The following is a 12,800-nucleotide window of genomic DNA, read 5'->3' on the forward strand; positions in this document are numbered from 1 at the left end:
TATTCAACAAAGTATCGCGAACATTTTATGAATATAGATAAGGAACAAATCAAGGAAAAGTATTTAAAGTTAAAACTTCTCTTGGGAAGACAGCCTGGGAGTAAAGAGTTTTATAAGGAAACAGGCATTTCTGAATATCAAGTCATACAAAACTTCCATAAATACACATCTCTTGTCGCTGAAATGGGAGACTTTCAAAAATCGTTCGGCGAGAAATATTATGACGTGGAAGAATATTGGAATAATTATGGTGATTTAACAAGAAAACTCAATAAGATACCAAGTAGTTCAGAGTGGCTATTTTATAAATGTAAACCACTAAAAACATCTTTTTTTAAAAAGTTCGGAAAGAATTGGACTGAACTACCGTCGTTGTTTTATAATTATGCAATAAACAAATCGGAATGGAATGATATAATTCATTTGTTTCTATTCGAAAAAAAAGATGAGGCTATTAAACTAAATGATGATGCGTCACAATTAGAATTTAAGTATCTTCAATTTTTACCCCCCATACTAAATAGCTTTTTGACGTTTTCTATAGAAGAAGGAAAAAATAACCAATTTGAAAAACAAGTAAATTTGATATTTCAAATGTTAGGATTTGAGACTGCTTATTTTGGACAAGGGACAGGTAGAAACCCTGATACCATAGCAAAAGCATCGCAATTTGGGTATGCATTATTAATTGATGCTAAAGCAAGAAGAGAAGTTTATCAAATTGGGACGGAAGATCGAAAGTTTATAGAATATATTAAAACACATACTAATAATTTAAATAGAACAGGGCATAGCATTGTATATTTTGTAATTGTTTCAAGTGAATTTAAACCAATTGCAGAAACTCCATTAAAAAATATAATGAAGGCAACAAATGTTGTTACAACACTAATTAAAGCATCTACTTTACTTAAATTATTATCGAAAAAAATAGAGTACCCATCGACGTTGAACTTAGAAAGTATAAAAGAATTATTTTTAAATCATGGTCTGATAACTGACAATCATCTTGACAAGTTATTCGCAAAGTATAAAATAGCTAACATCACTTATTAGCTATACTCCGTTCAGCCTGTGGTTGGTGTTTCACCGCACCACTCACATACACGGTTGTAATACATAAAACTTTTGAAGCTGCGTCACATTGGCATGGTGCGGTGAAAACACCGATCACAAGCAAAACAACCTATATCTAACCGCAGACCACAAGGCAGCACATTATGGCAGCGGTTAAAAGCGAAAACCTTTTACCTTTCGCCTTTAACCTTTTGCCTCTTTCCCCTACCCCGCTTTAGGGAAAGCCACTCCATTCGCGCCAAAATCTTTTAAGATTTTTTCCATGAGGGCTATTTTAGCGGTGAGATAATTTGCAGGTTCAACCCATACGTTGATGGTGATCCGTACCGAGTCAATTTCCATCGCGATGACACCAACACGGGCAGCGGGTTCATGCAGCAGGTTGTCTGTGTTTTTAACAGCATTATCAATGATGGTTTTTACCTTATCCAAATCATTGGCGTAAGCTATCTTCACCTCAAAATCAAGCCGGCGCTTTCCTTCGCGGGTTACGTTCACTATCACCTCGTTAAAAAGCTTCCCGTTCGGGATAATAACCGTTTTGTTATCGGCAGTAATTAGCACCGTGTAAAATATCTGGATAGATACCACTTTACCATCCTGGCCTTGCGCAATAATGCTGTCATCAAGCTCAAAAGGTTTTAACAGCAAAATAAGCACTCCACCGGCAAAGTTTTGGAAAGTACCGGATAAGGCCAAACCGGCAGCAACCGAAAAAGCACCTATGATGGTGGTGAAAATGGTCATCTCCAACCCGATGATATTCATCACCCAAATAATGAGTAAAATGTAAAGGGTGGTAATTGACAAACTTAAAAAGAATGGTTGTAACGACGAGTGCACCCCTCTTTTGAGCATGCGGGTACGGAGCCTGTTGCGCAGAAACCGGATTACCCAAAGACCAATAAAAAATATGATTATTCCACCTAAGTATTTTGGGCCGTGGGTGACCAACCAGTTGTGGAAATCGGTATAAAAATCTTCTACTTTGTAAATGCTTTTGTCTTTCATAAAAATTTATGAAAGCAAAAGTATAAATTAATTACTTACCGTAAATGGTAACAAATAATTCAGGGCCTTTAAACAGCAACCAGTCCACCAGGGTGCTGTGCAGTTGTTTTGTTTTTTGTGTAATATTTTTCATGGTACTTAATTCTATTCAAATCATGTGCCTAATACGCCACCTTTCTGATTTGTTACACAAAATTACGTATTGCATGTTAAGATAGTTTTCAGAATTAATCAAATGATTAACTAATGACCATCCATTTACCTTAAAATGACCAAAGTGAACGCCATTAACAACAAAACCCTGTATACAAAAGCATACAGGGTTTTTATTTTAGTACGAAGGTGAAGTTTAAAGCATACGCTCGTTGTTAAACGGCTTTTAGCTTTCTGCCTTCAGCTTTGGGCTTATCTTACATCATACCGCCCATGCCGCCACCGCCGCCCATTGGAGGACCAGCCGGAGCATCTTCAGGATCATCAGCCAATACAACTTCTGTTGTTAACAACATAGCTGCAATTGAAGCCGCGTTTTCTAAAGCTACACGACCTACTTTAGTAGGGTCGATAACGCCTGCACCAATCAGGTTTTCGTATTTATCGGTACGTGCATTGTAACCAAAGTCGGCAGTGCCTTCTTTAACTTTTTGCACAACGATAGAACCTTCGATACCCGCGTTAGCACAGATTTGACGTAAAGGCTCTTCGATAGCGCGACGGATGATCTGGATACCAGTGTTCTCGTCTTCGTTATCACCTTTCAAATCAGCTAAAGAAGCAACCGCGCGGATGAAGGCAACGCCACCACCTGCAACAATACCTTCTTCAACAGCAGCACGTGTTGCGTGTAAAGCATCATCAACACGGTCTTTTTTCTCTTTCATTTCAACCTCTGTAGCAGCACCTACGTAAAGTACAGCAACACCGCCAGATAATTTGGCTAAACGCTCCTGTAATTTTTCGCGGTCATAATCAGAAGTAGTTGACTCAATCTGAGATTTGATTTGACCAACACGGCCTTTGATCTCATCAGCAGAACCAGCACCATTGATGATGGTAGTGTTATCTTTGTCGATGATGATTTTCTCAGCAGTACCTAAGTATGATAAATCAGCATTTTCTAATTTGTAACCTCTTTCTTCAGAAATTAAAGTACCGCCGGTTAAGATAGCGATATCCTCTAACATCGCTTTACGGCGATCGCCAAAGCCTGGTGCTTTAACAGCAGCAACTTTCAGTGAGCCACGGATTTTATTAACTACCAATGTAGCCAACGCTTCGCCATCAAGGTCTTCAGCAATGATCAATAATGGTTTGCCTGTCTGTACTTGTTTTTCAAGGATAGGAAGCAATTCTTTCATCGAAGAGATCTTTTTATCATAGATCAGGATGTAAGGATTTTCTAACTCTGCTTCCATTTTATCAGCATTGGTAACAAAGTAAGGAGAAAGGTAACCACGATCAAACTGCATACCTTCTACGGTTTTAACTTCAGTTTCGGTACCTTTTGCTTCTTCAACAGTGATAACACCGTCTTTACCAACTTTAGCCATAGCTTCAGCAATTAACGAACCGATAACCTCGTCGTTATTTGCAGAGATTGAAGCTACTTGTTTGATTTTGTTATTGTCTTCGCCTACAGTTTGTGACTGTGCTTTTAAGTTTTCAACAACAGCAGCAACAGCTTTATCAATACCGCGTTTTAAATCCATTGGATTTGCACCGGCTGCTACGTTTTTAATACCAGCGGTAACAATAGCCTGAGCCAAAACGGTAGCAGTAGTAGTACCATCACCTGCAATATCTGCAGTTTTTGATGCAACTTCTTTAACCATTTGAGCGCCCATGTTTTCTAAAGCATCTTTCAGTTCGATTTCTTTAGCAACAGTTACACCGTCTTTAGTGATAGCCGGTGAGCCGAATTTTTTATCGATAATTACGTTTCTGCCTTTAGGACCTAATGTTACTTTAACCGCATTAGCTAAAATATCAACACCGCGTTTTAAGGCGTCGCGTGCTTCAACATTGTATTTAACTTGTTTTGCCATGATTTTAGTTTTGAATTATTGAATTACTGAATTATTGATTTAAGCGCGTTGCCAATCTTTTCATACAGTGATCAATAACTATTTTCGTTTTAACTTTTGATTTTAGGTTGAAGAACTATTGTTTGTGCAGGATAATTCAATAAATCAATCCTTCAATAATTCAATAATTAATTAAAGAACCGCGTAAATATCAGATTCGCGCATAATTAAGTACTCTTTGCCTTCGTAGGTAATTTCGGTACCGGCGTATTTACCATATAAAACCTGGTCGCCAACTTGTACTGTTAAAGGCTCATCTACTTTACCGTTACCAACTGCAACGATAGTTCCACGCTGAGGTTTTTCTTTAGCGGTATCCGGGATAAAAATTCCCGAAGCGGTCTTCTCTTCGGCAGCTGCTGCCTCTACAACCACTCTGTCGCCGATTGGTTTAATGTTTAATGACATAGTTATATGTGTTTATTTTATTTAAGTTTCACCCCAATTACACATCAATTATGCCAAGCGAATGTAATGGCAAAAATTGGCATTTAACCTGTTTTATTGTCAGCAAAATGTATACTGCCTTTTTGAAGTTAACATAATTTTAACGTCGTCGTGCCATCGTGTCAGTAATGATTATAACAATAAAAAAGGGCTTTGGATATCTCCAAAGCCCTTTTTACTCTATCAAAGAGTAGTATCCTGTTATGGTTTTTTAGTGCCTGGCTGGTTAGCCGGAACCGATGGTATTGTTTGCTGTTGTACCGGTGCAGTAGTAGATGGTTTTGAAGCTTTTTCTACCTGCTCACGCATGCCAGAGTTGTCTGAACTTGCACCACCGCTTTTGGCAACAACGTTAATAGCCAATGCTAAAACCATTACGCCAATGGCCAAAAACCAGGTACCTTTTTCTAAAAAGTCGCCGGTTTTTTGCACACCCATTAATTGCGATGAGCTTGAAAAATTTGATGATAAACCACCACCTTTAGGGTTCTGGATCAATACAATAAGCCCTAAAAGAGCACATACTATAATAGTAACAACAAGTAAAAGGTACAACATCTTTATTTATATTAATTAGTTTTCTTTTCTATCAATTCAATTTGGTGGGCAAAGTAACGGCTTTTTTCCGGAAATTTCAATATCAATTTTTTATAAGTAGCAATTGCTTTGTGATATAGCATCTGCTCGGCATAAATATGCGCCAGGGTTTCGCTCACCAGGTCGTTTTTATCTTCAGAACTTTTTTTGGCTTTATTCTCATTATCTATTTTATTGATAGATGGTGGCCTTATCTGCGGCTCATCCTTAATGAATTTTTCAATAATGATATCTTCCTTACGCTTCACCTCCGGCGCATCGGGGAGCGGGGTGCCTTCAAGATCCTGCAACGATTTATCATGAAAAATATTTTCAAAATACTGCTGTTGCAGTTCATCTGAAGCCTGTGCTTTTTTCTCTTCGTTTACAGCAACGGCTGCCGGTTGTGCAGCAACCGGACCGGCCGGCGAATATGGCTGGTAAATTGCGGCATGTTCTTTACGGGTTTTATCAAGCCACCACATAAAAGAATATGGCATCTTATCGTCATGATATTTTGAAACTGTATCGGCTTCAAACAGCATGTCATCCGCCGCTGCCTCAACAGATGCCGGTAAATTAACAACACGCTCCGCTGCAACCGCGGGCTCTTCTGCCTTTGTTTCGGCGGTATCTTTATGATCGACTATTGAATTATCAAATGCAAAATAATCAGTAGAGGCTACGTTACCAATAACCCATTTTTCTGTTTCAAAGTTGATATCGGCCCCTGCGTTATCATTAAAATCGTTAGGGATGCTTTTAGGTTCGGGCTGCTCTTGTGTTGTAGCTTTAGATTCCTCAGCTTTTTCTTCCGCCTGGCCATCAGCCGCGTTTTCGGTAAAGCTTATATTTTCGATTCCTACAATTTCGTCAAAAACCTCATCCTCAATATCTTCTTCTTGTTTTGCTGCAGCTACTACAGGTTCGGCAGGTAATTGCTCTTTTGCCGGCAGCGGCGAAGCTGTTTCGGTTACATGCCCGGCCAATTCAGGCTCGGCTACCCGGGTTTCGGCTTGTGCTTCAAAAGTGTTGGTATGTGTTGACGGGCTATCATCTGTAGTCTCCGGTTCGGCAGTGGTACCTATATTAAAATAGTTCTCGCCTTGATGATTAGCGTAAACCGGCACACCGTTTTTTTGCCCTGCTATTTGCTCCGGTAATACTACCGGTAAACTATCCGGGTCATTAATCAGCTTGTGTAATAGTTGTGGTTTAAAATAGGCGGCAGCATGTTTTAAATCGGTGCCGTTACCCGCATGGGCAAGCATGGCCCTAAGGATACCGCTTTGCGGAAACTCGCTTACCAGTTGTTGTAAATCATAGTTATGCAACTGGCCGTTATTGGCCGGATTGGCCAATAGTTCCCATAAAATCTCGTTCTGCCTGTTATTTAAATATTGATCCACGTGGCTGAAATTACAAAAAGCCTACCAATTAGAGAAGGCCCTGTTAAAAATATCTTCGGTTAGCTGCTTTGTAATCTCCTGGATAAGGTTTTGCTCCTGCGAGTTTATATCCCCCCTGTAGTTAGCAAACCGTGTCATACTTTCCTCAAAGTTAAGATTTTTATCCTTCTTATCTTTATCGTAAACACATTTTACCCTAACGGTGATACTCAATTTATTGGCATCGGCAATTGGCGCGGTATTGTTGTTGGTAGCCTCAATAGATACCGGTGCTATCTGGTAACCAACAATAGCACCAGACATAACCACATCCCCCTCATTCCTTACAATACTTAAGCGGCTTTGCGTACGGATTCGATCTTTTAAAGCCTCTGTAAAAGTTTGGCTCAGGTTATTTACTACCAGCGGCGCGTTATTTTCAAAAAACTGGATGTTGATGGTTTTTACATCAACAGGTATCGCTTGATTTTTAAGTGTATAGCATGATGAAAGCAAACCAAAACTTAAAACAATGATCAATCCGTATAACCTTTTCATCAACTATAAATTTAACTCTTTTATTTTTCTGTACAATGTACGCTCAGATATACCCAGTTCATTAGCGGCAAGCTTACGTTTGCCTTTATGCTTTTTCAAGGCTTTACGAATCAGGTCCGACTCCTTTTCAATTAAAGAAAGTGATTCTTCCACCTCTTCGGCCTCGTGGGTTATGTTATACGCGTCGCTCCCGTTATTGTTATTATTAACGGGTTGTTGCAAAGTAAATTGCGATTCGGGATTTCCGGGCAGCTCAATATCGCGGTACAATTGGTTAATTGTTTGGGAATGATTGGCATAATTGGTTGATACACCGCCATGCTCAATAATATCGGCTACCAGTTTTTTAAGTTCCACCATGTCCCGTTTCATATCAAACAGCACTTTGTACAGGATGTCGCGCTCAGAAAAATCCTCTTTGGGCTGATTATCCAGTCGCATTGGCAAGTTGCGGCCACCGGTTTCATGCGGGATGTAAGTAAGCAGCGTTTGCGCGGTGATGATGCGATCGCGCTCCAAAACAGCCAATTGCTCGGCCATATTTTTAAGCTGCCTTACGTTGCCGGGCCACGTATAATTGATGAGCACCTGTTGCGCGTCGTCATCTAACTGAATGGGTGGCGTGCGGTATTTATCGGTAAAATCTGAAGTGAATTTTCTAAACAACAGGTAAACGTCTTCTTTTCTATCACGCAAAGGTGGAATCTTCAACGGAACGGTATTCAACCTATAATAAAGATCCTCCCTGAATTTTCCGCTTTTTACGGCATCGTAAACATCCACATTGGTGGCTGCAATAACGCGCACATTGGTTTTCTCAACCTTTGATGAACCTACTTTAATGTACTGGCCAGATTCCAGTACCCTTAATAAACGGGCCTGGGTGCCCAGCGGCATTTCGGCAATTTCATCTAAAAATATGGTACCGCCGTTAACGGTTTCAAAGTAACCTTTACGTTCGCCAACGGCACCGGTGTAAGCACCTTTTTCATGACCGAACAATTCCGAATCGATAGTTCCCTCTGGTATAGCACCGCAGTTCACCGCAATGAAAGCCCCATGCTTCCGCGGACTCATCTGGTGTATTATTTGCGAAAACACCTCTTTACCGCTCCCGCTTTCGCCGGTTATCAGTACCGAGATATCTGTAGGCGCCACCTGGTTGGCAATATTTATAGCCCGGTTAAGCAATGGCGAATTGCCAATGATCCCGAAGCGTTGTTTTATTTCTTGTATTTCCATTTGTTTAAAAAAGAGTCAAGAATCAAGAGTCAAGAATTAAGACTTTTTACTTCCGTTTTTAAGATGTATTCCCTAAAAGAAAATAACATTCTTTGAACTTCAGATACCAGATCTATACAATCCTTCAGTTTATCTAATGACCCGTATTTTCTACGCTCACATATTAACAATTGTGTTTCCAATTCAAACGAAGATGAAATCGCTATCGATAAAAACTCCGCAAAGTGCTTATCTGTGTTCTTTCCCGACCCCTCCGCAATATTTGAAGGAATTGAACAACAACTCCTGTTTATTTGATCAATTAAATTAAAACGTTCATTTGCCGGCAATTCCCTGCTAAAATCAAAAACCATATCTGTCAAATCCATCGCCTTCAGCCATATCTTCAAATTCTTAAAATTATGTCTCATTCCAGGCTTCGGTCTTGATTCTTGACTCTTGATTCTTGACTCTATTCTACCACCTTCCCTATCAACGTAGCCGTGGTAGTTCTTTCTATCAGCACGTTCACGTATTGGCCGGGTTTGTAGTTTTCGCCTACGGGGAAAATCACCATAGCGTTTTGATCGCTGCGGCCACAATAGTCGTTTTTTGATTTTTTGGAGAAACCTTCTATCAGTACCTTTTCTACTTTACCAATGCGGGCCTGCGCACGGTAGTATGAATACTCCTGCTGCTTGGCTACTATTTCTGTTAAACGTTTTTGTTTCACTTCCTCCGGGATATCGTCGGCATAACGTTTTGCGGCTAACGTGCCCGGGCGTTCGCTGTATTTAAACATGTAGGCAAAATCGTATTTTACATAGTCCATCATGCTTACGGTATCGGCGTGCTCTTCATCTGTTTCGGTACAAAAGCCGGTGATCACATCGGTAGATATCGCGCAATCGCCAATAATATTACGAATAGCATCAATCCTGTTGATATACCAATCGCGATCATAAGTACGGTTCATAATATCCAGAATACGGGTATTGCCCGATTGTACCGGCAGGTGGATATAGTTACAAATGTTTTCGTATTTGGCAATAGTATATAAAACCTCGTCGGTAATATCCTTTGGATGCGAAGTTGAAAAACGTACACGCAAATCAGGACTGATCAATGCTACCATTTCTAAAAGGTTGGCAAAGTTGGTGACAGCCTCACCTAAATCCTCTCCAAAGGAGAGGACTTTTTTGTCCTGCGCTGTAGTAGTTACAGCGTGCTCATCAGCCCCCTCTCCTTTGGAGAGGGCAGGGTGAGGCCTCCACTTAAACGAATCCACGTTCTGGCCCAGCAAAGTTACCTCGCGGTAGCCTTTATCAAAAAGATCTTTACACTCGGCAATAATTGATTGCGGATCGCGACTACGCTCGCGGCCCCGGGTAAATGGTACTACGCAAAACGAACACATGTTATCACAACCGCGCATGATAGATACAAAGGCATTGATACCATTGCTGTTTAGGCGTACCGGGCTAATGTCGGCATAGGTTTCCTCACGGGATAACAATACGTTCACGGCTTTTTGGCCGCTATCAACCTGGTCTATCAGGTTTGGCAAATCGCGATACGCGTCCGGCCCAACCACTACGTCAACCAGTTTTTCTTCTTCTAAAAATTTAGATTTCAAGCGTTCGGCCATGCAGCCTAACACACCTACTACCAGTCCTGGGTTTTTAACCTTGCTTATAGTAAATTCTTTAAGGCGGTTACGTACACGCTGCTCGGCATTTTCACGAATAGAGCAGGTGTTAATAAAAATAACATCTGCCTGGTTATGGTCACCGGTAGTTTCAAAACCTTGCTCCGATAATATCGATGCAACTATCTCGCTATCGCTAAAGTTCATAGCGCAGCCATAGCTTTCTATATATAATTTACGGCCATTGTTTTTACCTGTTGGCTCCAAAACCAACGCCTCTCCTTGCCTGCTCTCGTCATGTGCCTTATCCGGAAGAACCAAATCCATCATTCAATTAAAAATTAGTTTGCAAAAATACACAAATTTTAAATACACGGATGACATATTGTCAGTATTTAATAAAATCGAAAAAAATATACTATATTCCTCAGGTAATACGTATAAAGTTAACGGGAACATTAAAAGCCGAAGGAAACATCTATAAATGAAGCTTAAATTTTTAAAGCAAAAGTGGCAAAAACTAACATTTAATTTTGTGTTGATCCCGGCAACGGTACTCTTCATTATCGCTTTAATACTCAATCAGTACCTGGCCCCTATTTTGGCTACCGAGTTGCGCGATGCCGTTTTAACCGGGAGCGACAGCCTGTATCATGCCGATTTTTCGAAGGCCGAACTGCACCTGTTAGAAGGTAAGGTTACCTTTTACAACATCAACATGGTACCGGATACCGCCCTTTACAACAAAAGAAAACAACAGCACGTTGCCAACAACAACCTGGTAACCCTACACGTGAAAAAGCTGGTATTGCAACATGTACACCCTTTTAGCTATTATTTCAGAAAAAAATTAAGGATCAACGAGATCATTTTGAACGAACCGGAGTTAAACGTAAGCTATTCGTTAAACCATACCCAGGATACGGTGCTGAAGGATCATCGCACCGCCTGGCAAAAAATATCCAAAGTACTGCATTCTATACAAATAGATCATATTTATTTAAACGATGTAAAGTTCAAGTACGAGGACTACTCGGGCCACAAACTGGCCATATCTACTTTAAAGGAAATGAACATCAGCGTTACCGACCTGCTGATAGACTCGCTAACGCAAACTGACAAATCGCGATTTTCTTATTGTAAAGAGATCGTTACCGAATTAAATAATTACACCGGCAAAACCGATAATGGTTTATATGATTACAAGATAAAATATCTGAAGCTGTCTACCTTAACTTCAAAACTTAACATTACAGGCCTTCAGTTTGAGCCGGCAAAATCCGATATTTTTTTTTATAAAACCGAAAGCGACCGGGTTAGTGTTGGCATAGACTCATTACAACTTAACAATTTTGATTACCTGCTTTATCATAAATACCGCATAGTTGCCGCGTCCAGTCTTCAGTTGCATAACGGGTGGTTAAAGGTATCCAACAACCCAAACAAAACAAAAAAGAACGATGCCGACGCGGTATCTACCTTCCCCAACATGATAGTGCGTAATACCAATGCCGATATTACTATCGATACCGTTCGCCTAAAAAACATCGGGGTTGAATATGCCGAATTTAACAGCGACTCAAAAAAAACGGGCACTGTGCTTTTTAATCACACCAGCGGCAGTTTTTATAATGTAACCACCAACAAAAAAGCCATCGAAAAAAATAACATCACCCGGGCAGATTTGAGCAGTTATTTTATGAATAGAGGTTACCTAACCACGCAATTTTTATTTAACCTTACCGATAAAGATGCCGCCTTTAGCTACAAAGGCTCCCTTGGTCCGTTTGCGGCTAATAAAGTAAACCAGGCCAGTATGGCGCTCGCCATGGTCAAAATATCGTCGGGTTCTGTTAAGCAGTTCAACTTTGATATTAAGGCCAACAGCAAGGTATTTAAGGGCGATGTATCCCTGTTATATAATGATTTGAAAGTTTCGCTTTTAAAAGCGGATACAGCGCATAATCAACTGAAGAAACAATCGTTGATGTCAATATTTGCCAACCTGTTTGTAATCAAGCGTAATAACCCGGATGCCGCGGGTGTAGCACCGAGGATTTCACATGTAGTTTATGAGCGTCCCAAAAATTCGCCATTTTTTAAAACCATTTGGCGTACCCTGCTCACCGGTATAAAGCCTGCAGTTGGTCTCGACGAAAAAAGTAAATCTGCTGCCAATCAGCGGATAGCACAACACAACCAAAACAAAAAGGACAGGCTCATTAAAAAGGCTGAGCGAAAAAAACACAGGGAAGAACGAAAGCTCGAAAAAGAGCAGGGGAGATAATGTCTATTTATAAGAGAATTTTATACCCTTTGCTTTAACTGTCTCTTTAAGACTTGCTATATCTCCTTTTACACCAAAACCATGTTTAGGTAAATAGTGGAAAGACCGTTGAGATCTTAGTAAAAAGTATTTTTCCCGCTCGACAAGCTTATCAATATAATTCCAACCGGTGGTTGTTTTTATTGTATCACCGGTTATTTCAATGCCATCGTTGTTTAATGTATAAACTAAAGTTTCGGCAAGGAACGGAGTTTTAGTCATATTTCTCTTACAGGCGTAGTAAATTTTTACTGGCAAAACTATTCCATATACCGTCAAAAAAATTGCAAGGAATATAACTTCCGACGACCATTTAAAGGGTTTTTCAATAATCACGGTATATTGGACTATCATTAAGAAAAACACTACAATCAACATGTTTCGGGGTTTTAGGTATGCCCTTAAAGAAATATTGAAATATGTTTTTAAATCAATATCACTTACTATTTTAATTTCTTCCATGT

Annotated in this window: 12 protein-coding genes; 2 read left to right on the forward strand and 10 right to left on the reverse strand. The window is 40.0% G+C overall.

Annotated features, from left to right (window positions below; genetic code table 11):
• Positions 1 to 27 precede the first annotated feature (27 nt).
• Complete coding sequence (locus tag QWZ17_RS09545) at positions 28 to 1,056, forward strand: restriction endonuclease FokI C-terminal domain-containing protein (protein ID WP_290304959.1); 1,029 nt, start codon at positions 28 to 30, stop codon at positions 1,054 to 1,056.
• A gap of 225 nt (positions 1,057 to 1,281) precedes the next feature.
• On the opposite strand, the gene QWZ17_RS09550 is transcribed toward QWZ17_RS09545, so the two are convergent.
• The 9 genes from QWZ17_RS09550 to QWZ17_RS09585 all read right to left on the reverse strand — a co-directional run bounded on the left by QWZ17_RS09550 (position 1,282) and on the right by QWZ17_RS09585 (position 10,340).
• Positions 1,282 to 2,088: a mechanosensitive ion channel family protein gene (locus QWZ17_RS09550; protein WP_290304960.1), complete on the reverse strand. Its 807-nt coding sequence runs from the start codon at positions 2,086 to 2,088 to the stop codon at positions 1,282 to 1,284.
• A 410-nt stretch (positions 2,089 to 2,498) separates the two neighbouring features.
• Positions 2,499 to 4,133 carry a chaperonin GroEL gene (gene groL / locus QWZ17_RS09555; RefSeq protein WP_435404577.1) on the reverse strand — a complete coding sequence of 545 codons (1,635 nt, stop codon included), beginning with the start codon at positions 4,131 to 4,133 and terminating at the stop codon, positions 2,499 to 2,501.
• Between the two features lie 171 nt (positions 4,134 to 4,304).
• Positions 4,305 to 4,580: a co-chaperone GroES gene (gene groES / locus QWZ17_RS09560; RefSeq protein ID WP_290304961.1), complete on the reverse strand. Its 276-nt coding sequence runs from the start codon at positions 4,578 to 4,580 to the stop codon at positions 4,305 to 4,307.
• Positions 4,581 to 4,820: 240 nt separating this feature from the next.
• Complete coding sequence (secG, locus tag QWZ17_RS09565) at positions 4,821 to 5,177, reverse strand: preprotein translocase subunit SecG (RefSeq protein WP_290304962.1); 357 nt, start codon at positions 5,175 to 5,177, stop codon at positions 4,821 to 4,823.
• 11 nt (positions 5,178 to 5,188) lie between these two features.
• Positions 5,189 to 6,604 (reverse strand): hypothetical protein, encoded by a 1,416-nt coding sequence (locus tag QWZ17_RS09570; RefSeq protein WP_290304963.1) that lies wholly within the window; start codon positions 6,602 to 6,604, stop codon positions 5,189 to 5,191.
• Positions 6,605 to 6,625: 21 nt separating this feature from the next.
• A complete protein-coding gene (locus QWZ17_RS09575; protein ID WP_290304964.1) occupies positions 6,626 to 7,141 on the reverse strand; it encodes an LptE family protein in 516 nt (171 codons plus the stop codon).
• Positions 7,142 to 7,144: 3 nt separating this feature from the next.
• Positions 7,145 to 8,383: a sigma-54 interaction domain-containing protein gene (locus tag QWZ17_RS09580; protein WP_290304965.1), complete on the reverse strand. Its 1,239-nt coding sequence runs from the start codon at positions 8,381 to 8,383 to the stop codon at positions 7,145 to 7,147.
• 29 nt (positions 8,384 to 8,412) lie between these two features.
• Positions 8,413 to 8,793 (reverse strand): four helix bundle protein, encoded by a 381-nt coding sequence (locus QWZ17_RS29635; protein ID WP_353959479.1) that lies wholly within the window; start codon positions 8,791 to 8,793, stop codon positions 8,413 to 8,415.
• Positions 8,794 to 8,834: 41 nt separating this feature from the next.
• Entirely contained in the window at positions 8,835 to 10,340 is a 1,506-nt protein-coding gene (locus QWZ17_RS09585) for a MiaB/RimO family radical SAM methylthiotransferase (protein WP_290304966.1), read from the reverse strand.
• A 154-nt stretch (positions 10,341 to 10,494) separates the two neighbouring features.
• On the opposite strand from QWZ17_RS09585, the gene QWZ17_RS09590 reads away from it, so the two are divergent.
• Positions 10,495 to 12,297, forward strand: a complete 1,803-nt coding sequence (locus QWZ17_RS09590; RefSeq protein WP_290304967.1) for a hypothetical protein — start codon at positions 10,495 to 10,497, stop codon at positions 12,295 to 12,297.
• Between the two features lie 3 nt (positions 12,298 to 12,300).
• On the opposite strand, the gene QWZ17_RS09595 is transcribed toward QWZ17_RS09590, so the two are convergent.
• Positions 12,301 to 12,798 carry a YcxB family protein gene (locus QWZ17_RS09595; RefSeq protein ID WP_290304968.1) on the reverse strand — a complete coding sequence of 166 codons (498 nt, stop codon included), beginning with the start codon at positions 12,796 to 12,798 and terminating at the stop codon, positions 12,301 to 12,303.
• Positions 12,799 to 12,800: the final 2 nt, after the last annotated feature.

The sequence above is a fragment of the Mucilaginibacter flavus genome, from assembly GCF_030409315.1.
Taxonomy (GTDB): Bacteria; Bacteroidota; Bacteroidia; order Sphingobacteriales; family Sphingobacteriaceae; genus Mucilaginibacter; species Mucilaginibacter flavus.

Coding starts and splice junctions, on each gene's coding strand:
- QWZ17_RS09545 (WP_290304959.1), top strand. CDS start 28: ATGAATATAGATAAGGAACAAATCAAGGAAAAGTATTTAAAGTTAAAA.
- QWZ17_RS09550 (WP_290304960.1), bottom strand. CDS start 2,088: ATGAAAGACAAAAGCATTTACAAAGTAGAAGATTTTTATACCGATTTC.
- groL (WP_435404577.1), bottom strand. CDS start 4,133: ATGGCAAAACAAGTTAAATACAATGTTGAAGCACGCGACGCCTTAAAA.
- groES (WP_290304961.1), bottom strand. CDS start 4,580: ATGTCATTAAACATTAAACCAATCGGCGACAGAGTGGTTGTAGAGGCA.
- secG (WP_290304962.1), bottom strand. CDS start 5,177: ATGTTGTACCTTTTACTTGTTGTTACTATTATAGTATGTGCTCTTTTA.
- QWZ17_RS09575 (WP_290304964.1), bottom strand. CDS start 7,141: ATGAAAAGGTTATACGGATTGATCATTGTTTTAAGTTTTGGTTTGCTT.
- QWZ17_RS09580 (WP_290304965.1), bottom strand. CDS start 8,383: ATGGAAATACAAGAAATAAAACAACGCTTCGGGATCATTGGCAATTCG.
- QWZ17_RS29635 (WP_353959479.1), bottom strand. CDS start 8,793: ATGAGACATAATTTTAAGAATTTGAAGATATGGCTGAAGGCGATGGAT.
- QWZ17_RS09585 (WP_290304966.1), bottom strand. CDS start 10,340: ATGATGGATTTGGTTCTTCCGGATAAGGCACATGACGAGAGCAGGCAA.
- QWZ17_RS09590 (WP_290304967.1), top strand. CDS start 10,495: ATGAAGCTTAAATTTTTAAAGCAAAAGTGGCAAAAACTAACATTTAAT.
- QWZ17_RS09595 (WP_290304968.1), bottom strand. CDS start 12,798: ATGGAAGAAATTAAAATAGTAAGTGATATTGATTTAAAAACATATTTC.